The sequence below is a fragment of the Micromonospora auratinigra genome (assembly GCF_900089595.1).
In the GTDB taxonomy this organism is placed as follows: Bacteria; Actinomycetota; Actinomycetes; order Mycobacteriales; family Micromonosporaceae; genus Micromonospora; species Micromonospora auratinigra.
The window spans coordinates 6,013,990-6,035,095 of the sequence record NZ_LT594323.1 but is presented as its reverse complement, the minus strand read 5'-3'; the positions used below and the strand labels follow the sequence as shown (position 1 = coordinate 6,035,095).

18 protein-coding genes are annotated in these 21,106 nt (G+C 74.5%); 8 read left to right on the top strand and 10 right to left on the bottom strand.

Annotated features, from left to right (window positions below):
* Window positions 1-141: 141 nt before the first annotated feature.
* On the top strand, window positions 142-1,299 hold the full coding sequence (locus tag GA0070611_RS27535; RefSeq protein WP_091670756.1) for a GNAT family N-acetyltransferase: 1,158 nt from the start codon (window positions 142-144) through the stop codon (window positions 1,297-1,299).
* Window positions 1,296-2,408, top strand: a complete 1,113-nt coding sequence (locus GA0070611_RS27530) for a GNAT family N-acetyltransferase (RefSeq protein ID WP_091670752.1) — start codon at window positions 1,296-1,298, stop codon at window positions 2,406-2,408. The genes GA0070611_RS27535 and GA0070611_RS27530 overlap by 4 nt, the downstream gene beginning before the upstream one ends.
* Window positions 2,409-2,513: 105 nt before the next feature.
* Here GA0070611_RS27530 and hpf read toward each other — a convergent pair whose 3' ends face one another.
* The 5 genes from hpf to mtrA all read right to left on the bottom strand — a co-directional run bounded on the left by hpf (window position 2,514) and on the right by mtrA (window position 8,379).
* On the bottom strand, window positions 2,514-3,161 hold the full coding sequence (gene hpf, locus GA0070611_RS27525; RefSeq protein ID WP_091670747.1) for a ribosome hibernation-promoting factor, HPF/YfiA family: 648 nt from the start codon (window positions 3,159-3,161) through the stop codon (window positions 2,514-2,516).
* 252 nt (window positions 3,162-3,413) lie between these two features.
* Window positions 3,414-4,115, bottom strand: a complete 702-nt coding sequence (locus tag GA0070611_RS27520; RefSeq protein ID WP_091673519.1) for a ComF family protein — start codon at window positions 4,113-4,115, stop codon at window positions 3,414-3,416.
* Window positions 4,116-4,122: 7 nt separating this feature from the next.
* Complete coding sequence (locus GA0070611_RS27515; protein ID WP_091670737.1) at window positions 4,123-5,931, bottom strand: LpqB family beta-propeller domain-containing protein; 1,809 nt, start codon at window positions 5,929-5,931, stop codon at window positions 4,123-4,125.
* Window positions 5,928-7,577 carry an MtrAB system histidine kinase MtrB gene (gene mtrB, locus GA0070611_RS27510; protein ID WP_407940458.1) on the bottom strand — a complete coding sequence of 550 codons (1,650 nt, stop codon included), beginning with the start codon at window positions 7,575-7,577 and terminating at the stop codon, window positions 5,928-5,930. Before mtrB ends, GA0070611_RS27515 begins: the two co-directional genes overlap by 4 nt.
* A gap of 112 nt (window positions 7,578-7,689) precedes the next feature.
* Window positions 7,690-8,379, bottom strand: a complete 690-nt coding sequence (gene mtrA, locus GA0070611_RS27505) for an MtrAB system response regulator MtrA (RefSeq protein WP_091670731.1) — start codon at window positions 8,377-8,379, stop codon at window positions 7,690-7,692.
* Window positions 8,380-8,594: 215 nt separating this feature from the next.
* Between mtrA and GA0070611_RS27500 the strand changes: the two genes are divergently transcribed.
* From GA0070611_RS27500 to GA0070611_RS27480, 5 genes are read left to right on the top strand one after another with little or no spacing between them, the layout of a single operon-like run.
* Complete coding sequence (locus GA0070611_RS27500) at window positions 8,595-9,434, top strand: hypothetical protein (RefSeq protein ID WP_091670728.1); 840 nt, start codon at window positions 8,595-8,597, stop codon at window positions 9,432-9,434.
* Entirely contained in the window at window positions 9,431-10,042 is a 612-nt protein-coding gene (locus GA0070611_RS27495) for a DUF4129 domain-containing protein (RefSeq protein ID WP_091670725.1), read from the top strand. The genes GA0070611_RS27500 and GA0070611_RS27495 overlap by 4 nt, the downstream gene beginning before the upstream one ends.
* Window positions 10,039-11,364 carry a DUF4350 domain-containing protein gene (locus GA0070611_RS27490; protein ID WP_231921240.1) on the top strand — a complete coding sequence of 442 codons (1,326 nt, stop codon included), beginning with the start codon at window positions 10,039-10,041 and terminating at the stop codon, window positions 11,362-11,364. The genes GA0070611_RS27495 and GA0070611_RS27490 overlap by 4 nt, the downstream gene beginning before the upstream one ends.
* Window positions 11,361-12,344 carry an AAA family ATPase gene (locus GA0070611_RS27485; protein ID WP_231921239.1) on the top strand — a complete coding sequence of 328 codons (984 nt, stop codon included), beginning with the start codon at window positions 11,361-11,363 and terminating at the stop codon, window positions 12,342-12,344. The genes GA0070611_RS27490 and GA0070611_RS27485 overlap by 4 nt, the downstream gene beginning before the upstream one ends.
* Window positions 12,341-13,651: a DUF58 domain-containing protein gene (locus tag GA0070611_RS27480; RefSeq protein ID WP_091670722.1), complete on the top strand. Its 1,311-nt coding sequence runs from the start codon at window positions 12,341-12,343 to the stop codon at window positions 13,649-13,651. Before GA0070611_RS27485 ends, GA0070611_RS27480 begins: the two co-directional genes overlap by 4 nt.
* 49 nt (window positions 13,652-13,700) lie before the next feature.
* On the opposite strand, the gene GA0070611_RS27475 is transcribed toward GA0070611_RS27480, so the two are convergent.
* The gene (locus tag GA0070611_RS27475) at window positions 13,701-14,681 is read right to left on the bottom strand and encodes a stage II sporulation protein M (protein ID WP_091670719.1); all 981 of its coding nucleotides are present in this window, start codon (window positions 14,679-14,681) and stop codon (window positions 13,701-13,703) included.
* A 41-nt stretch (window positions 14,682-14,722) separates the two neighbouring features.
* Here GA0070611_RS27475 and GA0070611_RS27470 point away from each other — a divergent pair, with 41 nt between their 5' ends.
* Window positions 14,723-15,688 carry an RDD family protein gene (locus GA0070611_RS27470; protein ID WP_231921238.1) on the top strand — a complete coding sequence of 322 codons (966 nt, stop codon included), beginning with the start codon at window positions 14,723-14,725 and terminating at the stop codon, window positions 15,686-15,688.
* A 152-nt stretch (window positions 15,689-15,840) separates the two neighbouring features.
* Here GA0070611_RS27470 and efeB read toward each other — a convergent pair whose 3' ends face one another.
* The 4 genes from efeB to ahcY all read right to left on the bottom strand — a co-directional run bounded on the left by efeB (window position 15,841) and on the right by ahcY (window position 21,092).
* Window positions 15,841-17,121, bottom strand: a complete 1,281-nt coding sequence (gene efeB, locus GA0070611_RS27465) for an iron uptake transporter deferrochelatase/peroxidase subunit (protein ID WP_091670712.1) — start codon at window positions 17,119-17,121, stop codon at window positions 15,841-15,843.
* Window positions 17,122-17,147: 26 nt separating this feature from the next.
* The gene (gene efeO / locus GA0070611_RS27460; protein WP_091670708.1) at window positions 17,148-18,281 is read right to left on the bottom strand and encodes an iron uptake system protein EfeO; all 1,134 of its coding nucleotides are present in this window, start codon (window positions 18,279-18,281) and stop codon (window positions 17,148-17,150) included.
* A 27-nt stretch (window positions 18,282-18,308) separates the two neighbouring features.
* Window positions 18,309-19,298, bottom strand: coding sequence for an iron uptake transporter permease EfeU (efeU, locus tag GA0070611_RS27455; RefSeq protein WP_091670705.1), 990 nt, complete (start codon window positions 19,296-19,298; stop codon window positions 18,309-18,311).
* 294 nt (window positions 19,299-19,592) lie between these two features.
* Window positions 19,593-21,092, bottom strand: coding sequence for an adenosylhomocysteinase (ahcY, locus tag GA0070611_RS27450; protein ID WP_091670701.1), 1,500 nt, complete (start codon window positions 21,090-21,092; stop codon window positions 19,593-19,595).
* Between the last annotated feature and the right edge of the window lie 14 nt (window positions 21,093-21,106).

Sequence of the window (21,106 nt, the reverse complement as noted above, 5' to 3'; positions counted from 1 at the left end):
AACCATCGTAGGCGTTCCACTGCGGCGATGGTCACTGGTGGCGGTGGTCCGGGGCGAGGAAACCGACATAACACCCCGGGCGGGCGCTGGCAGGGCCTTATCCGGTTACGCCCAACGCGAACGATCCGGCACGATGGCCCGATGGAGCCCGTGGAGATCACCGAGGACGGCCTGCTGCTGCGACCCTGGCGGGCCGGGGACGCCGACGCGGTGCACCGCGCCTGCCAGGATCCGGACATCCAGCGCTGGACCACCGTACCTCGCCCGTATCTGCCCGAGCACGCCCGCGGCTTCGTCACCGACATCAGCAGCCGGGCGTGGACGACCGGCGCCGGCGCGCCCTTCGCGGTCTGCGACGCCGCCACCGGGGAACTGCTGGCCTCCTGCGGCCTGGTCGCGATCGACCGGGGTCTCGACTCGGGCGAGGTGGGTTACTGGACCGCCCCCTGGGCGCGGGGGCGGGGCGTCGCCGTCCGGGCCACCCGAGCGGTCGCCCGCTGGGCGTTCGACGCGCTCAAGCTGCGCCGGCTGATCTGGCAGGCGGAGATCGGCAACCACGCCTCCCGGCTGGTCGCCCTGCGGGCCGGCTTCCGGGTCTCCGGCGAGCTGCGGCTGGCCGACCCGCACGTCGGCGGCCGGCCGGAGGGCTGGGTCGGCTCGCTCCTGCCGCACGAGCTGGCCGCCCCCGGCGAGCCGGTCCGGTACGGCCCGGAGACCCTGGAGGCCCGCCGGGCCGCCGTCTTCGGCCGGCCACAGCCGGTGCTCTTCGCCGACGCGGCCGGCACCGAGCTGCGGCTGCGGCCGATGGAGGAGCGCGACCTCGACGCGATCGTGGCGACCTGCCGCGACGAGGAGACCGTCCGCTGGACCAGCGTCCCCCACCCGTACCAGCGGGCGGACGCCGTCAGCTACCTGCACGACGTCGGGCCGGCGGCCTGGGCCCGGGGCAGCGGCGCGATCTGGGCCGTCGCCGACGACGAGGACCGCTGGGTCGGCTCCGTCGACCTGCGGATCTCCCCCGCCGACCCGCTCGTCGCCGACGTCGGTTTCATGACCGCGCCGGCGGCCCGGGGCAGGGGCTACCTGCCGGCCGCGCTCGGCGCGCTCAGCGCCTGGGGGTTCGCCACGCTGGGGCTGGCCCGGATCGAGTGGCGGGCCAACGTCGGCAACACCGCCTCCCGCCGGGCGGCGGAGAAGGCCGGCTTCGTCGTCGAGGGGACGGCGCGCGCCGGGATCCAGCACCGGGGCCGGCGGCAGGACGTCTGGGTGGGCGCGCTGCTCCCCGAGGACCAGGCGTGATCCCGGAGCCGATCGAGGCGGACGGGGTACGGCTGCGACTGTTCCGACCGGACGATCTCGCGGACGTCGTGGCCGGCTGCACCGATCCGCTGATCCGGCGGTTCATGACCGGCTTCCCCGACCCGTACACCGAGCGGACCGCCCACTGGTGGATCACCGAGGGCGCGCCGGCGGCCTGGGCCGGCGGCGGGGTGGCGTACGCGATCGCGGACCCGGCGACCGACCGGGTGCTCGGCGGGATCGGCCTGGGCAACCCGCTGCCGGAACGGCGGCAGTTGGAGCTGGGCTACTGGCTCGCGCCGTGGGGCCGTGGCCGGGGAGTCGCCACGGCCGCCGCCCGGGTGCTGGCCGCGCGGGCCCTCGCCGCCGGGACCGCCCGGCTGGAGCTGCTCACCGCCCCGGACAACGGGGCCAGCCAGCGGGTGGCGCTCGGCGCCGGCTTCCGGCACGAGGGGGTACGCCGGGCCGCCGGCACCGCCCGCGACGGCGGCCGGTACGACCTGATCGCCTGGGCCCGCCTCGCCGACGACCCGCCCGGACCGACCCCGCGCCTGCTGCCCGACCTGCCGGACGGCCGGCTCACCGACGGCGTGGTGACCCTGCGCCGGGTCGGGCCGGCCGACACGGACACCCTGCACCGGCTGCACACGCTGCCCGAGGTGGTGGCGAACCGGGTGCCGCCGGTACCACCGAGCCGGGCGGCGCTGGCCAGGCGCTGTGACCTCGCGGAGAGCCGCTGGCTGAGCGGCGCCTCCGCCGACTTCCTCGTGCTGGACGCGGCGACCGGGGCACCGGCGGGTGGCTGCATGCTGGTGTACGACGAGCCGGGCACCGGGCAGGGCATGGTGGGCTACAGCATGCTGCCCGAGGCGCGCGGTCGTGGCCTGGCCACCCGCGCGGTGGCGCTGGTCGCCGACTGGGCCTTCGGGATCGGGCTGGCCCGGCTCTGGGCCGGCACCCGGCCGGAGAACGTCGGCTCGCAGCGGGTGCTGGAGAAGGTCGGCTTCCGGCGGGAGGGGCTGCTGCGCGGCCGGCTCCCCGACGTCGACGGCGCCCGGGTCGACTCGCTGCTCTACGGCCTGCTCGCCACCGACCCCCGGCACGGTTGACCGCAGAAGGCCGGGAGCCGTGGCGGTCGACCGAGCAAGGGCGGGAGCCGTGGCGGTGGTCCGCCACGGCTCCCGGCCGGTCGCGTCAGGGGTGGTCAGGGGCACTCAGGTGTCGAGCGAGATGATCCCGTAGTCGTAGGCGTGCCGGCGGTAGACGACGCTCGGTCGGCCGGACTCCTTGTCCTGGAACAGGTAGAAGTCGTGGCCGACCAGCTCCATCTGGAACAGCGCGTCGTCGACGGTCATCGGCTCGGCCGGGTGCACCTTCGCCCGCGCGATGTGCCAGGGCTGGTCGTCGTGCTGCTCGACGGCGTACTCGTCGTCGGGCCGTTCGGCGACCGCGGTGGCCGTGCCGGCGCCGTCCAGCCCCGTCAACCCGGGCCCGTCGAGGTCGGCCACCGGCAGTCCGGCGGTGGCGGCGGCGACGGAGACCGGCGCGTGCCGGCCCCGGTGCACCCGGCGACGGTCGGCCGCCCGGCGGAACCGGGTGTCCAGCTTGGCTATCGCCGCGTCCAGCGCGCTGTAGAAATCATTCGTGCAGGCCTCGGCCCGGATCACCGGGCCGCGCGTCACGCAGGTGATTTCCACCCGCTGGCAGTGATCGGCCTGGCGCGGATTGCGCTCGTGGAACAACTCGACGTCCACGCGAATGAGCTTGTGGTCGTAGCGTTCGATCTTTGCGAGTTTCTCGGCTACGTGCACCCGGTAATGGTCCGGCACTTCGACGTTACGGCCCTTGACCACGATGTCCACGTGACCTCCCTTGTTCGGACGGTCGTTCGGTCCGGATCATCCGGTCGACGCGCCCGGGGAGAGCCCCGCTCGGCGTCGACCGGTCGTATACGGCTACGCCTCCTTCCAGCGCCGGGAGCGGCTGGGAATGACCTCCTACCCCCGACACGAAAACGCTAACTCCTGTACGGCCGGTCGTCACCCCTGGTTGTCGAGAAGGGCCGGGAAATTTAACAGCTCATACACCATGGGGTGAAAAGGAATCACGAAGCGTCACCGGAGGCGTCGCTTTTGCGTTGCCGCGAGCACCGCCGCGGCGTTTGGCGTCATTCCCGCCGCGTGCAAGATCCGGCTCACCGCCGACAGCGTCGCCCCGGTGGTGAGGATGTCGTCGAGCAGCACCACCGGACCGGCGGCCGACGCGCTGCCGGATCGGCGCAACCGGAACGCGGCCTCGGCCGCCGCGGCCCGCCCGGCGCTGTCCAGCGCGACCGAGTCCGGCCGGGGCATCGCCCGAAGCGGGTGCCGCACGTGCACCGACCAGCCGGCCGCGCGCAGCCGGGCCGCCGCGTGCCGGGTCAACCGGTCCAGGTGGTCGCCGTAGCGGGCCCGCGCGGCCCGCGCGGTGTCCGGCACCGGCACCAGGGTGACCGGCCCGGTCCCGCCGACCGCCGCCGCGACCACCTCCGCCAGCAGCGCGCCCAACGGCCGGGCCAGCCCGTGCCGACCCCGTTCCTTGTATGCCAGCAGCCCCTCACGCAGCGGCCCCGCGTACGGGCCGAGGGCCACGCAGGGCGGCAGGCCGGCCGGGGCCGGTTCGGGGCGGGCCGGGGCCGGGCGCAGCGCCTCCAGTTCGGCGGCGCAGCGGGGGCAGAAGCCCTGCCGCAGGCCCGGTTGCCGCGCCGCGCACCCGGCGCAGTCGGCCGGCAGCACCAGGTCGGTCAGGTCCGACCAGAGCCCGCCCAGGTCCCGCACCGGCACCTCAGTAGTAGAAGAAGGGCGCGGTCGGGTTGACCGCCTTGCCGCCGCTGCCCGGAGTGGGCGCGCCCTGCACCTGCTCCCGCTTGATGATGTCGAACTGGTTCCAGTAGGCGGCCCGGTTCGCCTCGTACATGAAGGAGAAGGACGACAGGGCGCCGACCGCGCCGCCCGGGTAGCCGGAGAGCTGGGTCACCGCCGCGCCGATGTCCCGCTTCAGCGCGGTCTCCTGCGCGCCGTCGACGGTGACCTGGAAGATCGCCGGCCGGCGGTCGGCGTCGTTGCCCGCGAAGACCAGCTCGTTCTCGGCGATCCAGTCGACGGCGGTGATGTCGGTCAGGCCGGTGGTCAGCCGGCGCGGCTGCCCGAGGGTGACCACGCCGCCTTCCACGCTCACCGACGCGACGTACAGGACACCGCCGATGACCAGGGCGATCCGGTGCCCCTCCAGGGAACCGGCGACCGCGGTGACCCGGCCGGCGGGGTTCAACGACACCGCGACCATGCCGGCCCGCACGTCGAACCGGTAGAGCCGGCCGTCGGCGGCCACCAGGCCGGCCGGATGGTCCGGGTCGAGCGAGCGGATCCAGGTGGGACGCCCGATGGCCGCGTACGGTCGGGCGCTGTCGTTGAAGACGGTGACCGGGTCCGGCCCGGAGCCGACCCGCAGCGCCTGGGTGCGGTCCGGCCGGGTGACCACGAGCGCGGCCAGCACCTGGTCACCGGAACGGCTGAGCGCGGCCGACACGACGTTGCGGTTCTTCGCCGCCTCGATCGGGACCGAGCCGATCGGTTCGCCCACGAAGGCGAGCGGTCGGACCACGCCGTCGTAGACGCTGAACCGCAGCGGACTCCCCCCGGCCGGGTACGCCGGCTTGTCCCGCTCCTGCTTCAGGTCGACGGTGAGCCGCTTCTGGTTCTGGATCTTCAGGTCGAGGCGGCCGGTCACCTCGGGCGGCAGCGACCAGGCGAGCTGGGTGGCGAGCCGGGCCAGCTTGTCGTCGTTGGCGCTGGTCATGCTGAGGTTGACCTCCCAGCGCCCGTCCGACCCGGTGGCATTGTTGATCACCTGGGTGCCGTCGGGCAGCTTGCTGACGCCCCCGGCCAGCCAGTCCGGCGGCCCGGTGGTCAGCCACTTCACCACCTCGGTGATCCGCCGCTGGGCGGGCACCGAGGAGGGCAGGTAGCGCTGGTCCGGCACCAGTCGGGTGCCGTCGGAGTTCCAGAAGTAGATGGTGTGCGCGCCGTAGTAGCGGCGCACCGCCTGGTCGGTGACCAGCAGCACGTTCGGCAGCCCGTAGATCAGCAGCTCGGGGCGGCCGTCGCGGACCGGCCGCAGCTCGAAGACGTACGTGGTGTCGGTCGCCACCGGGGGCGCCAGCGTGCCGTCGGAGCGGAGCACCCCGACCTGCTGCACCTTCACCGTGACCTTGCTGGTGCGGTCGTTGTTGGGCGGGGTCACCTCGGGCAGCTCGCGCAGCCGCACCACGGTCATCTCGATCTCGCTGCTCTGCGGCCGTTCCCGCAGCACCGCGTCCCGCTTGTCGGGGGCGATGAACGCCTTCACCCGGGCGTACGCCTGATCGCGTTCCCCGGCGGCGGCGGCCTCCAGGTAGTTCCGGACGAACTGGCCGGGCTCGCTGGTGTCGGTGGGGCTCGGCGGCCGGGCGCCGCTGCCGTTCTGCGACCCCGGCTCGGCCGCCGGCCCCGCGCCGTCCACCTGGACCTCGGTCTCGCGCGGGATGCCGCAGCCGGCCACCCCGGCAGGGATCATCAGACCGCCCAGCAGCAGCGCCAGCAGTCGCCGCCTCACGAGCCGACCTCCGCCCGGTCGCCGTCGCCGGCCGGCCCGACGGCCAGCACCCCGGCGTCGCTGCCCGGCCCGATGGCGAGCAGCCCGCCGGCGCGGGGCCCACCGAAGGGCAGCGTGGCGTCGGCCGGCACCAGCCGCAGCGGCGAGGTGGTCAGCCGGTCGCCGGCCCGGGCCGGCAGGGTCAGCCGGAACTGGGCCCCCTGGCCGGGCGCGCCCCAGGCCTCCAGCCAGCCACCGTGCAGCCGGGCGTCCTCCAGGCTGATCGACAGGCCCAGCCCGGTCCCGCCGGTCTGCCGGGCCCGGGACGGGTCGGCCCGCCAGAACCGGTTGAAGACCAGCTTCTCCTCGCCCGGCTTCAGCCCCACGCCGTGGTCCCGCACCGTGATCGCCACCGCGCTCTGGTCCGCCCCCAGCGTGATCAGCACCGGCCTGCCCTCACCGTGCTCGACCGCGTTGCCGACCAGGTTGCGCAGCACCCGCTCGACGCGGCGCGGATCCACCTCGGCGATCACCGGATCGTCCGGCAGGTCCAGCTCGATGGTCACGCCGACCCGCTCGGCGAGCCCGGCCAGGCGCTCGGTCACCCGGTGCACCACCGGCACCAGGTCGGTCGGCTCGGCGTCGAGCACCGCGAAGCCGGCGTCGAAGCGACTGATCTCCAGCAGGTCGGTGAGCAGTTCCTCGAACCGGTCCAGCTCGGCCTGGAGCAGTTCGGCGCTGCGCGCCACGGCCGGGTCGAACTCGTCGCGCTCGGCGAAGATCAGGTCGGCGGCCATCCGGACCGTGGTCAGCGGCGTACGCAGCTCGTGCGAGACGTCGGAGGTGAACCGGCGCTGCAACCGGGACATCTCCTCCAGCCGCAGGATCTGCCGTTGCAGATTGGTCGCCATCTGGTTGAACGAGGCGGCGAGCAGGGCGAGGTCGTCCTCGCCGTTGACCACCATCCGCTGGTCGAGCAGGCCGGCGGAGAGCCGCTGGGCGGTCCGGGCGGCCACCCGGACCGGGGTGACCACCAGCCGGGTGACCAGCGCGGCGAGCAGGCCGAGCAGGAGCACCAGGGCGACGCCGGTGGCGACCACGGTGGCCCGGGCGTCGGCCGCGGTGGCGTCCTGCCGGGCCAGCGGCACGAGGTAGTAGAGCTCCACCTGCCCGAACCGGGTCGGCACCGGCGAGCCGTAGACCAGGTACTTGGTGCGGGTGCCGCCGAGCGTGCCGGTGCGGATCTGGTGGGCGATCTTGCCGCCGGCGACGGTGGCCCGCAGCTCCCGGCCGATCAGCGGGCCCACCGCCACGTCCGGCGAGGTACGCGGCTTGATGACGCCGTTGGTGCTGTCCCCGATGATCGCCACCACCACGCCGCTGGTCTGCGCGGGGTCACCGCCGGCCAGGTAGCTGACCGTGCCGTCGATGGTGTCCTGGAACTGGGCCTCCTGCGGCTGGCTGTACGGCTGGAACTGCTTCGAGGCGTAGTCGCTGCCGTTGCGCAGCCGCAGCAGCACGTCGGTGCGGGCGTTCTCCACCAGGATGTTGGTGATCTTGTCGGCGATCAGGTACGCGAAGCCGCCCACCAGCAGGCTGGACGCCACCAACGTGATGGTCACCACCCGGAGCTGGAGCGAGCGCCGCCAGGCCTGGTGGGCACCCATGGCGAGGCGTGCCGCACGGCCGGCCAGGGCGCGCCGGAACGCCCGCGCGGCACGCTGCCAGCGGGGCGTCGGCGAGTCGGGGATCGGGGCGGTCACCACAGTGCTGACCAGGCTATCCGGTGCCCGCCTTGTAGCCCACGCCCCGCACGGTCAGGATGATCTCCGGCCGCTCCGGATCGGGCTCGATCTTGGCGCGCAGCCGCTGCACGTGCACGTTGACCAGGCGGGTGTCGGCGGCGTGCCGGTAGCCCCAGACCTGCTCCAGCAGCACCTCACGGGTGAACACCTGACGCGGCTTGCGGGCGAGCGCGACCAGCAGGTCGAACTCCAGCGGGGTCAGCTTCACCTCCTCGCCGTCCCGGCTGACCGTGTGCGCCGGCACGTCGATGGTGATCTGGTTGCCGGGCGGACCGATGGTGAGCAGCTCGGGCGCGACGTCCTCGCCCCGGCGCAGCCGGGCCCGCATCCGGGCCACCAGTTCCTTGGGCTTGAACGGCTTGACCACGTAGTCGTCGGCGCCCGACTCCAGCCCCAGCACCACGTCGACGGTGTCGCTCTTGGCGGTCAGCATCACGATCGGCACGCCCGATTCGGCGCGGATCGCCCGCGCCACGTCGATACCGCTCATTCCGGGCAGCATCAGGTCGAGCAGCACGATGTCGGGCCGGCTGTCACGGAACGCGGCCAGCGCCCGCTCCCCGTCCGCCACGAAGGAGGGCACGAACCCCTCACTGCGCAGGACGATGCCGAGCATCTCGGCGAGCGCGGGGTCGTCGTCGACCACCAGTACCCGGGCTCTCATGGGGTTTATCGTTCCATCCCCGTTCGCATCGGAGGGTTCGGCGTCACCACGGCACCGTACTGCGACGGGCCGCCCCGCACCACAGCTGCCGCCCGGGACACCCGGGCGTGGCGCGCCACGGCCCGCGGGTCAGCCGGAACGGACCGGGGCGTGCAACCATGATCCCTCGGGTGCGCCGTCGCCCGCCACCACCGAACGCCCCGCCAGGAGTACGCGTGCCCGACGTCGGCCCGACCGCCGTGCTGCCGCGCCGCCCCCTGACGGTGGGCGAACTGCTCGACGCGGCCGTCCTGCTGCTGCGCGGCCAGGCCCGGGTGCTCGTCCCGCTCGGCGTCCTGCTCGCCCTCGGCGAACAACTGCTGCTGCATCCGCTGCGCGTGCTGGCCGACGCCCGGCCGCCGGCCTGGTTCCCCCACGACGACGACCGGCTCGGCCTGCTCTGGCTGCTGCTCGCGGTCGGCGCGGGCACCGAGGCGGCGATCGTCGCGCTGCTGGGCAACCCGGCCGCGCGGGGAGCGGGGGCGGCGCTGCTGGGCCGCCGGGTCGCTCCCCGGGAGCTGCTGCGCGCGGCCCGGTGGCCGGCGACCCTGCTGCTCGCCGCCGGGGTCGGGCTCGCCGTCGGCCTGGCCGCGCTGGCCGGACCGGCCTGGTTGCTCGCGTACGGGCTGCTCGGCGCGATGGTACCGGTGCTGGTGGTGGACCGGGTGCCCGCGCACCGGGTACCCGGACGGGCGCTGGGACTGGCAGCCCGGGGCGGCCGGTTCTTCGGGCTCCGGCTGCTCGGCTACCTCGGCTGGTGGGTGATCCGGGTCGGGCTCGGGCTCGGCGTCTGGTACGGCCTGGGCCTGCTCGGCCTCTTCGACGTCCGGCTGGTGGCGGTGCCGATCGCCACGGCCGCCTGGGCCGGGGTGAACGCGCTCGCCTACCCCGCGCTGGCCTGCCTCGACGCGGTGCTGCACCTGGAGACCCGGATGCGCACCGAAGGGCTGGACATCCGGCTGTCCCGCTGCCCCGCCGACGCCGGCGAGGCGGTCCTGCTGGCGGTCCGCCGGTGAGCCGTTGGTGGACCGAGACGGTCGCGGCGCTCGGCGACGTCGTACCGCTGCCCCTGGCCGCCCTCCTGCTCCTGCTGCTCGCCCTGCTGGCGGCGCTGGCCTGGTACTTCTTCCCGGCCTGGGTGCCCCGCCGGCTGCCGAGCCGGCGACTGCCGAGGCTGCGGCTCCCCCACTGGCGGCTGCCCCGGCTGCGGCTTCCCCGCTGGCGACGGCCGAGGCTGCGCCGCCGGCCCGCGCCCCCGCCGGCCACCCGGTCACCACTGGTGCCCGCCCCCCGCACCGGTGAGGCGTCCCCCGCCGGCCGCGCCGACCGGCTCGCCGCCGAGGGCCGGTACGCCGAAGCGGTCCGCGAGCGGCTCCGCGACATGGTCCACGAGCTGGTCCGTCGGCAGGTGGTGGAGCCCCGCGCGGGCATGACCGTCACCGAGCTGACCGACGCGGCGGCCCGGGTACGTCCGGCGACCCGCACCGCCCTGCACGAAGCCGGCACGATCTTCTCCGACCTCTGGTACGCGCAGCGCCCGGCCACCGCGGCTCACGACCGGCGGATGCGCGACCTCGCCACCGACCTGCACCGCGCCCTGGACCCGGACGGTGAGCACCGATGACCGCCGCCACCACCGGCCCGCTCCGACCGCCGGCCCCGGCCGGACCGGACACGCCGCCTGCGACCCCGCCCCGGCGACGCCGGTACCGGCTGCTCGTCCCGCTCGGGCTGGCCGTGCTGCTGATCGTCGCCACGCTGGTCTTCCAGGCCGTGGACCGGCCCGATCCGGAGGACCCCGGCTTCCTCTCCCCGGTCGCCACCGACGCCGACGCCGACGGCGGCAGCCGGCTCGCCGCCGCGCTGCGCGAGCAGGGGGTGAGCGTGCGCCGGGAGACCGACGTCCGGCGGGCGCTGGCGGCCGCCGGGCCGGACCCGACCACCCTCTTCGTACCGGCCCCGGGGCTGGTCCACCCGCGCACGGTCGCCGCCCTGGCCGCCCTGCCCGCCGGCAGCCGGCTGGTGCTGGTCGAGCCGCCCCGCCGGGTGCTGGCCGGCCTGGACCTGCCGGTGGCCCCCGCGGGCAGCCGCTGGGCCACCCGGGTCACCGCGCCCGGGGCCGACGGCCGGCCGTGCCCGCTGGCGGAGGCGCGGCGCGCCGGCCGGGCCGCCGGCGACCGGGAGCGCTACGCGGTCCGCGCCGGCGAACGGGCGGACCGCTGCTACGCCGGCGGGCTGGTCCGGGTGCCGGGCGGCACCGACGTGGTGGTGATCGGGGCCAGCGACCCGTTCCGCAACGACCGGATCGACGAGTGGGGCAACCGGGCGCTGGCGACCGGCCTGCTCGGCGTCCGGCCCCGCGTCGTCTGGCTCGACCTGCCCGGCCCGGACCCCGCGCCGACGGTCACCTCCGCCGAACCCGACCCGACGTACGTCCGGGGCGACGGACGGGGGCGCGACAACCGGTCCACCGACGACCGGGCGGACGCCCCGCCGTGGCAGAACCCGCTCTGGGACGCCTTTCCGGCCTGGTTCTGGGCGCTGCTGGTCCAGCTCGCCCTGGCCGGGCTGCTGGCGGTGCTCTGGCGGGCCCGTCGGCTCGGTCCGCCCGTACCGGAACCGTTGCCGGTGACCGTCCGCTCCGCCGAGACGGTGCTCGGCCGGGCCCGGCTCTACCGCCGGGCCGGGGCGCGCGGGCCGGCCGCCGAGACGCTGCGCGCCGCCGCGCTGGCCCAGATGCTGCCCCGGCTGCACCTGCCGACCGACGCCCCGCCCGCCGAGGTGGCCGAACGGGTGGCCGGGCAGACCGGCCTCGACACCGCGCAGGTGGCGCGGCTGCTGCACGGCGACGAGCCGACCACCGACCAGGAGCTGCTGGAGCTCGCCCGCGGCCTGGACGCCCTGACCCGTACCGTCGTCCACCCGACCGAAGGAGATCCCCGGTGACCGGACCCGTCATCGCGCCGGCCGTCGCACAGCCCGACGCCCGTGCCGCCCTGCACCGGCTGCGGGCCGAGGTGGCCAAGGCCGTCGTCGGGCAGGACGCCGTGGTCACCGGCCTGGTGATCGCGCTGCTCTGCCGGGGGCACGTGCTGCTGGAGGGCGTACCCGGGGTGGCCAAGACCCTGCTCGTGCGGACCGTGGCCACCGCCCTGGACCTGGAGTCGAAGCGGGTGCAGTTCACCCCCGACCTGATGCCCGGTGACGTCACCGGCTCGCTGGTCTTCGACCCGCACACCGCCGCGTTCACCTTCCGCGAGGGGCCGGTCTTCACCAACCTGCTCCTCGCCGACGAGATCAACCGGACCCCGCCGAAGACCCAGTCGGCGCTGCTGGAGGTGATGGAGGAACGGCAGGTCTCCGTCGAGGGCGAGCGCCGCCCGCTGCCGGAGCCGTTCATCGTCGCCGCCACCCAGAACCCGATCGAGTACGAGGGCACCTACCCGCTGCCGGAGGCGCAACTCGACCGGTTCCTGCTCAAGCTGACCGTGCCGCTGCCCAGCCGGGACGAGGAGCTCGGGGTGCTGCGCGCGCACCACGCCGGCTTCGACCCGCGCGACCTGCGGGCCGTCGGGGTCCGCCCGGTGGCCACTGCGGCCGACCTGGCCGCCGCCCGGGAGGCGGTACGCGCCGTGCACGTCGCCGAGCCGGTGCTCGGCTACATCGTGGACCTGTGCCGGGCCACCCGGGTCGCCCCCGCGCTGGAGCTGGGCGCCTCACCCCGGGGCGCCACCGGGCTGCTGGCCACCGCCAAGGCGTGGTCCTGGCTGGCCGGACGGGACCACGTCACCCCCGACGACGTGAAGGCCGTCGCCCGACCCACCCTGCGGCACCGGCTGCGGCTGCGCCCCGAGGTGGAGCTGGAGGGGATGACCGTCGACGCGGTGCTGGACGCGGTGCTGGCCACCGTGCCGACCCCGCGATGATCTGGCGGGCGGCGGTGCTGCTCGCCGCCGGCGCGGCCACCCTGCCGCTCTGGCCCGCGCCGTTCCTCGGCGTCGCCGTGATGACCGTCGCGGTGCTGCTGCTGGTCGCCGTCGACTGGGCGCTCGCCGCCCCGCTGCACACCGTCACCGCCACCAGATCCGGCGACCGGGCGGTACGGCTGGGCGGCACCGCCACGGTCACCCTCCGGCTGGCCAACCCCACCCGCCGGACCCTGCGCGCCCAGGTCCGCGACGCCTGGGTGCCCTCGGCGGGGGCCCGACCCGACGTGCCGCCGGCGACGGTGCTCACCGTGCAGCCGGGCGGGGTGGCCACCCTGCCGGTCCGGCTCACCCCCACCCGGCGCGGGGACCGGCCGGCGGCGGCGCTGACCGTGCGCTCCCTGGGGCCGCTGCGACTGGCCTTCCGGCAACGCGCCGGAAGCCCGGCCGCGCCACCGTGGACGCTGCGCGTGCTGCCCCGCTTCGACTCCCGCCGACACCTGCCCGAGAAGCTGGCGAAACTGCGGGTCGTCGACGGCGTCCAGGTGACCCGGGGGCGCGGCCAGGGCACCGAGTTCGACACCCTGCGCGAGTACGTGATCGGCGACGACGTGCGCTCGATCGACTGGCGGGCCAGCGCCCGCCGCGCCGACGTGCTGGTGCGCACCTGGCGGCCGGAACGGGACCGGCGGCTGGTCTGCGTCCTGGACACCGGGCGCACCTCGGCGGTCCGGGTCGGCGACGAACCCCGGCTGGACACCGCGATCGACGCCGCGTTGCTGTTGACCGCGCTGGCCGCCCGGGCCGGTGACCGGGTCGACCTGTTCGCCGCCGACACCGCCGTGCGGGCCCGGGTGACCGGCGGCAACCGGCCGGCGTTGCTGGCCCGGTTGGTGGACGCGGTCGCCCCGCTCCAGCCGGCGCTGGTGGAGACCGACTTCGAGCTGATCGCCGCTGAGGTGCTGCGCCGCGAGCGGCAGCGCAGCCTGGTGGTGCTCTTCACCGCCCTGGAGGCGGGGGCACTGGGCGAGGGGCTGCTGCCGGTGCTGCCCCGGCTGGCGGCCCGGCACCGGGTGGTGATCGCCGCGACCCACGACCCGGTGCTGTCCCGGCTCACCACCACCGCGCCGAGCTCCCCGGACGACGCCTACGCCACCGCCGCGGCCTGGCGCGCCCTGGCCGAACGGGACCGCGTCCGCGCCGCCCTGTCCCGCCACGGCGTCACGGTGGTCGACGCCCCCGCCCACCACCTCGCCCCCACCCTCGCCGACACCTACCTCCGCCTCAAGGCCCAGGGTCGCCTCTGACCCGCACTTCCCCGCTCATTCACGGAAAGAGTGGTTATCCGGAGTCCCATCACGACTCTTTCCGTGAATCAGCGGCCCGGTCCGGGGTGGCGGTGCGGGCGGCGTGGCGGCCGAGGAGGAGGGCGTACCCGAGGAAGGCGAGCCAGGCCGTGGCGCCGACGGCGATCCGGACCCCGGCCGGCACCGGCGCGGGGGTCACGAAGGCCTCCAGCAGCGCGGAGACCGCGAAGAGCCCGACCAGACCGGCGGCGACCACGATCGCGGAGCGGCCCGCCTCGGCGACCGCCCGACCGCGACTCAGGTGGGCCGGCGGCGCGATCCACGCCCAGGCGGTCCGCAGCCCGACCCCGGCCGCCACGAAGATCCCGGTGAGTTCCAGCAGCCCGTGCGGGGTGATCAGGCCGAAGAAGACGTCGGCCCGACCGTACGAGATCATCACGCCGCCGACCACCCCGACGTTCAGCGCGTTCTGCCACAGCAGCCAGAACACCGGCACCACCAGCACCCCGGAGGCGAGGCACTGCGCGGCCAGCCAGGCGTTGTGCGTCCAGAGGTGGAAGGCGAAGGTCGGTGCCGCGTACTCGGTGTAGTAGCCGGCGAAGCCGGAGTCGACGAGGTCCTCGGCGGCGTCCTTGCCGATGAAGGCGGCGGCGGTCTCCGGGTGGCCGGCCACGAACCACATCAGGAAGCCGCTGAGCAGGCTGAACCCGGTGGCGACCGCGCACCACCACGGCCAGGCCCGGTAGAGGGCGGCCGGCAGGTCGGCCAGCACGAACCGGCGGACCGCGGCCCAGGACGGCCGGGGCCGGCCGGTGATCCGGGCCCGCGCCCCGAGCACCAGGTGCGACAGCCGGTTGACCAGGACCGGGTCGGGTGTGCGGCTGCGCAGCACGGAGAGATGGGTGGCGGCGCGTTGGTAGAGCGCCACCAGCTCGTCGACCTCCGCCGCGTCCAGTCCGCGCCGGCCGGTCAGTTGTTCCAGCCGCCGCCATTCGGCGCCGTGCTCGGCCACGTACGCGTCGAGATCCACCGGTGCACCCCCGTTCGGCGCTAATGGTGTTCACTGTGGGCGTGCGCGCGCAACCTCCCCCTCCGTCGAGGTGGGCCGACGCCGGTCTGGTCAGCGGCGAGGCGGTCGAGTTGGACGTCCGGGCGGCCCGCCTCGGCTCCCGGGTGCTCGCCCTGCTGATCGACCTGATGGCGCAGCTGGTGCTGGCGGCCGTGCTCTCGCTGCTGCTCCTGCTGCTGCTGCCGGAGGACGCGGCCCTGGCCGGGGCGGCGCAGACGCTCATGGTGATCGTCGTGCTGGTCGGCTACCCGGTGGTGACGGAACGCTTCGTCGGGGGCCGGACGCTGGGCAAGCTCGCCGTGGGGCTGCGGGTGGTCCGCGCCGACGGCGGTCCGGTGGGCGTGGGCCAGTCCCTGACCCGGGCGCTGGTGGGTGTCGCGGTGGAGTGGCCGGGCCTGGTGCTGCCGCTGCTGAGCTGGGCGGCGAGCGTGACGGTGATGCTGAGCGACCCGCGCGGCCGGCGGCTGGGCGACCTGGCCGCCGGCACGCTGGTGGTGCACACCCGGGGCACCGGGGTGTTCCGGCCGCTGCCGCCGGTCGCGCCGCCGCTGTTCGGCTGGGCGCCGAGCCTGGACCTGACCCGGCTGGACGACGGGCTCACGTTGGCCGTCCGGCAGTACCTCGGCCGGTGCCACCAGTTCGTCGAGCCGGACCGCAGCGCGCTGGGGCGGGCGCTGTGGGCCGAGGTGGCCGCGCGTACCTCGCCACCGCCGCCGTGGGTGCTGCCCGAGCCGGCGTACCTGGTCGCCGTGCTGGCGGAGCGGAACCGCCGCTCCGCCCACCGGCTGGGGCAGCGACGGGGTGTCACCACCGCCCTCTGGCCGGAGCTGGCCCCCGCGCCGGTCACCGCCGCGCCGCCGCCGGGGGCCGCCGCGCCGGTCCCGGCCGCGCCCGCGTTGCGCTCCGCCGTGCCCACCCCACCCGCTCCGGTACGCGGACAGCCCGCCCCGCTCGACGGCGAGCGCTGACCCGACGCCCCGACCCCCTGCCGACGAGGCTGCCGCAGCCGCCGAGATCGTGCTCGATCCTGGAGGTCGTGGCCGCGGAACGACGGCGAAGCCACTACATCCCGGTCCCAGCGCGATCACGGCAGGACGGAGCGCGCGGCGAGCGCTGACGGTCAGGAGAAGAGGGTGCGGCCCCACCAGTCGGCCGCGTCGCGGACCCCGGGCGGGCAGGCGAAGATCGCGCTGGAGACGTGCCGCAGGTACTCGTTCATCGCGTCGTTGCGGGCCAGCCGGGTCTGGATCGGCACGAACTGCTTGCGCGGGTCCCGCTGGTACGCGATGAAGAAGAGCCCGGCGTCGAGCCGGCCCAGCCCGTCCGACCCGTCCACGAAGTTGTAGCCCCGGCGCAGCAGGTGCGCGCCGTTGTTCATGCTCGGGTGGGCGAGCCGGACGTGCGCGGTCTCGGCGATCACCGGCTGCCCGTCGTCGGCCCTGGCGGCGAAGTCCGGCTCGTCGAACTCCGCCTTGCGGCCCAGCGGCGCGCCACTGCCCTTGGTCCGGCCGACGATCATCTCCTGCTCGGCCAGCGGGCTGCGGTCCCAGGTCTCGATCAGCATCCGGATCTTGCGGGACACCAGGTACGACCCGCCGGTCATCCAGTCCGCGCCGTCGCCCGGCTGGGCCCAGAGCTGCTCCCGGAGCAGGCCGGCGTCCTCGGCCTTGAGGTTGGCGGTGCCGTCCTTGAAGCCGAACAGGTTGCGCGGGGTGGCCTGGTCCCGGGAGGTCGACGAGGTACGCCCGAAGCCGAGCTGCGACCAGCGGACGCTGACCACGCCCATGCCGATCCGGGCCAGGTTGCGGATGGCGTGCACCGCGACCTGCGGGTCGTTGGCACATGCCTGGACGCAGATGTCGCCGCCGGAGATCTCCGGGCGCAGCGCGTCCCCGGCGAAGTGCGGCAGGTCGGCCAGCGCGGCGGGACGCTTGTCGGCGATGCCGAAGCGGTCCTTGCCCTGGGCGTCGCGGAACAGCGTCGGGCCGAAGCCGACGGTGAGGGTGAGCTGCGACGGGGGCAGCCCGAGCGCCTCGCCGGTGTCGTCCGGCGGGGCCTCCGGCACGCCGTCGACCGCGCCGATCAGACCGGCGTCCTTGCCGGCGGTCATCCGGGCCGCCGCGGCGGTCCACTCCTGGAGCATCGCGACCAGCTTGGCGCGGTCCTTGGTGATCACGTCGAAGGCGACGAAGTGCAGCCGGTCCTGGGCCGGAGTGGTGATGCCGGCCTGGTGCTCGCCGTGGAACGGCACCGATCCGGCGACCACCTCGCCGGCCGAGGCGTGGTCGGCGCCGCGGACCAGGGCGGTGGTCCCGGCCGCCACCCCGGCCACCCCGGCGACGCCGACTCCCGCCAGGGTGATCGCCCGCCGCCGGGACATCCCGGCCCGCTGCTCGCTCATCCCGTCGCCTCCTGGGGACCGGGTGGTCATCGCGCGACGACCGCGGCGACCTTGCTGATCGGCTCGGCCAGCGCGTTGATGCTGTCGGACAGTTCCTTCAGCTCGGTCTTGCCGAGCTGGTTGTGCAGCTTCCAGCCGTCCCCGGCGCGGTGCTTGCCCAGGGTGGCCTCGACGTTGGCGAACTCGGTGTCGAGCTGCTTGACCAGCTCGGGCGCGCGCTGCTCCAGGGCGGGACGCAGCGCGGCGATGGCCGCCTTCGAGCCCTCCAGGTTGGCGTTGAAGTCCCAGAGGTCGGTGTGCGAGTAACGCTCCTCCTCGCCGGTGATCTTGCCGCTGGCGACCTCGTCGAGCAGTGCCTTGGCGCCGTTGGCGAGCTGGAGCGGGGTGAGCTTCTCGGCGTTCGCCTTGGCGACGATCGCCTTCACGTCGGTGAGCAGCTGGTCGGCGATCGCGCCGTCCTTGCTGACGTCGCCGGTGGTCCAGAGGTCCTTCTCGATCCGGTGGAAGCCGGTGAACTGCATGCCGTCCTCGACGACCTCCTCGCGACCGTCGATCTTCGGGTCGAGGTCACCGAAGCTCTCCGCCACCGGCTCGATCCGCTCCCAGTAGGTGCGGGCCACCGGGTAGAGCGCCTTGGCCTTCGCCACGTCGTTGGCCTTGACCGCGGCGACGAACTCCTCGGTCCTGGTCAGCAGGGCGGCGGTCTGGCTCTGCACGTAGCGCTGGTAGCTGGCGGTGGCCTGGCTCAGCGCGGCGTCCGGCGCCACGCTCGCGGCGGTGCCGCTGACCTTCAGCGCGCCCCGGATGCCCCGGCCGCTCATGCCCGGCTTGCAGGCCGTCTCGTACGTCCCGGCGGGCAGTTCGACACGCAGCTCCCGGCTCAGGCCGGGGGCGATGTTCTCCACCTCGCCCATCACCCGGTCACCGGCGGCGTAGACGTAGAACTCGTTGACCTTGGCGCCGGAGTTGGTGACCTTGAAGGTGACCTGACCGGCCGGCACGTCGGTGGCGCCGACCTCGCAGGCGCTGTCGGTGGCCTTGACCGTGATCGCTCCGGCGGCGTTCGCGTCCTGCTTGTCGTCCCCGCCGGCGCAGCCGGTCAGGCCGGTCACGGCGAGCAGCCCGGCGGCGGCGGGCACGACGAATCGGGTGGTACGCATCGGTGCGGTGTCTCCTCGGAAGGCGGGTCAGGCGCGCTGCGGCGCGGTGGCCGGGGCCTCGGCGGCGGCCGGCGGGACGGGCTCGGACTTCTCGGCGGCGGGCGTGGCCCCGGCGGCCGGCTCCGGCGCGGGCGCCACCGCCGGGGCGGGCTGGGCGGCGGCGGGCTGCGCGGCGGCGGGCTTGCCACCGGCAGCCGGCTTCGCCGGTCCGGCCGGCTTGCGCAGGAAGAGCAGCAGGACCGGCACCGCGTACGCCACCCAGGCGATCGTCTCCAGCACCGTCGGGTTGGCGGTGATGTTGAACATCCCGGCGAGCAGGGCCGCGTACCAGGTGTTCGGGTCGAGCACCGAGGTGATGTCGAAGGCGTGGTTGTTCAGGCCGGGCAGCACGCCGGCCTCCTGGAAGTCGTGCACGCCGTACTTGAGGATGCCGGCGGCCACCAGGATCAGCAGCGCCCCGGTCCAGGTGAAGAACTTGCTCAGGTTGATCTTCAGCGCGCTGCGGTAGAGCAGGAAGCCGATCACCACCGCGGTGACGATGCCACCGGCCAGCGCGAGCAGCGGGCCGCGGCCGGCGCCGCCGGCCGCGCTCTGCGCGGCGGAGTAGAAGATCAGCGCGGTCTCCAGGCCCTCCCGGATCACCGCGAGGAAGGCCATGCCGGCCACCGCGAGGGAGCCGACCGCGAGCGCCTCGGTGAGCTTGCCGCGCAGCTCACCGGCGATCGTCCGGGCGGCCGTGCGCATCCAGAAGATCATCCAGGTGACGAAGACGACGGCGGCCACCGAGGTGATCGCCTCGAACAGCTCGCGGTCCTCGGAGCGGGCGAGCAGCGAGGTGGAGGTGTAGTTGATCAGCCAACCGAAGACGACGGAGAGCAGCACGGCCAGACCGACACCGGCCCAGACCTGCGGCAGCCGGTCGCGCCGCTGCGACTTCACGAGGAAGGCGACCAGGATGCTGACCACCAGGGTCGCTTCCAGGCCCTCTCGCAGGCCGATCAGGTACGTGGCGAACATCGGGCACTCCGTCGTTGGTTAGGCACGCCTCAGTTTACTTAGGGCAGCCATACCTTGCTCCTGATCCGGGGCCGACGTCAAGTCGTTCATGACAACGTCACCCGGATCGTCGGCAGCCGGACACCCCCCGGTCGGCTCAGCTTTCCGCGCCGGTGGCGACGGTCACCAGGGCCGTCCGGCCCGTCCCGCCCGGGAGCCGGCGCGCAGCGCCGGGGGCACCGGCTGCCCGCGTACGCGAAAGGGACCGGGACGCACCGCGGACGGTGCGACCCCGGTCCCCTCCGGGCGTGGAACTCAGTAGCGGTAGTGCTCCGGCTTGAACGGGCCCTCCTGGGCCACGCCCAGGTAGGCGGCCTGCTCCTTGCTGAGGGTGGTCAGCTTGGCGCCCAGGGCGTCCAGGTGCAGCCGGGCGACCTTCTCGTCCAGGTGCTTGGGGAGCACGTACACGCCGACCGGGTACTCCTCGGTCTTGGTGTACAGCTCGATCTGGGCGATGGTCTGGTTGGCGAACGAGTTCGACATCACGAAGCTCGGGTGCCCGGTCGCGTTGCCCAGGTTCAGCAGGCGGCCCTCGGAGAGCACGATGATCGCGTGGCCGTCCTCGAAGCGCCACACGTCGACCTGCGGCTTGATGTTCTCCCGGGTGACGTCCGAGCGCTTGGCCAGGCCGGCCATGTCGATCTCGTTGTCGAAGTGGCCGATGTTGCCGACGATGGCCTGGTGCTTCATCCGGGCCATGTGCTCGTTGGTGATGACGTCGAAGCAGCCGGTGGCGGTGATGAAGATGTCCGCCTGCTCGACCACGTCGTCCAGGGTGGCGACCTGGTAGCCGTCCATCGCCGCCTGGAGCGCGCAGATCGGGTCGACCTCGGTCACCACGACCCGGGCCCCCTGGCCGCGCAGCGACTCGGCGCAGCCCTTGCCCACGTCGCCGTAGCCGAGCACGACCGCCATCTTGCCGCCGATCAGCACATCGGTGGCGCGGTTGATGCCGTCGATCAGCGAGTGCCGGCAGCCGTACTTGTTGTCGAACTTGCTCTTCGTCACCGAGTCGTTGACGTTGATCGCCGGGAAGAGCAGGGTGCCGGCGCGGTGCATCTCGTAGAGCCGGTGCACGCCGGTGGTGGTCTCCTCGGTCACGCCCTTGATGCCGGCCGCGATCCGGGTCCAGCGCTGCCCGTCCTCGGCGAGCGAGCGGTGCAGCAGCTGGAGGATGACCGCGTACTCCTCGGAGTCGGCGGACTCGACCGGCGGGACCACCCCGGCCTGCTCGAACTCGGCGCCCTTGTGCACCAGCAGGGTGGCGTCACCGCCGTCGTCGAGGATCATGTTGGGGCCCTGGCCGTCCGGCCAGTTCAGCACCTGCTCGGTGCACCACCAGTACTCCTCGAGGGTCTCGCCCTTCCAGGCGTAGACCGGGACACCGGCGGGCGCCTCCGGGGTGCCCTCCGGGCCGACCACGATCGCGGCGGCCGCGTGGTCCTGGGTGGAGAAGATGTTGCAGGACGCCCAGCGGACCTGCGCGCCGAGCGCGACCAGGGTCTCGATCAGGACGGCGGTCTGGATGGTCATGTGCAGCGAGCCGGTGATGCGCGCGCCGGCGAGCGGCTGGGCCTCGGCGAACTCACGACGGATCGCCATCAGGCCGGGCATCTCGTGCTCGGCGAGCCGGATCTCCTTGCGCCCGAACGCGGCGAGCGACAGATCCGCCACCTTGTAGTCGCCCTCGGCGAGGGTGCTCGGCCGGGCCTCGGACGACGCGCCGGAGGTGGCCGCCGGGAGGGTGCTGGTCATGGAAGCTCCTGTCG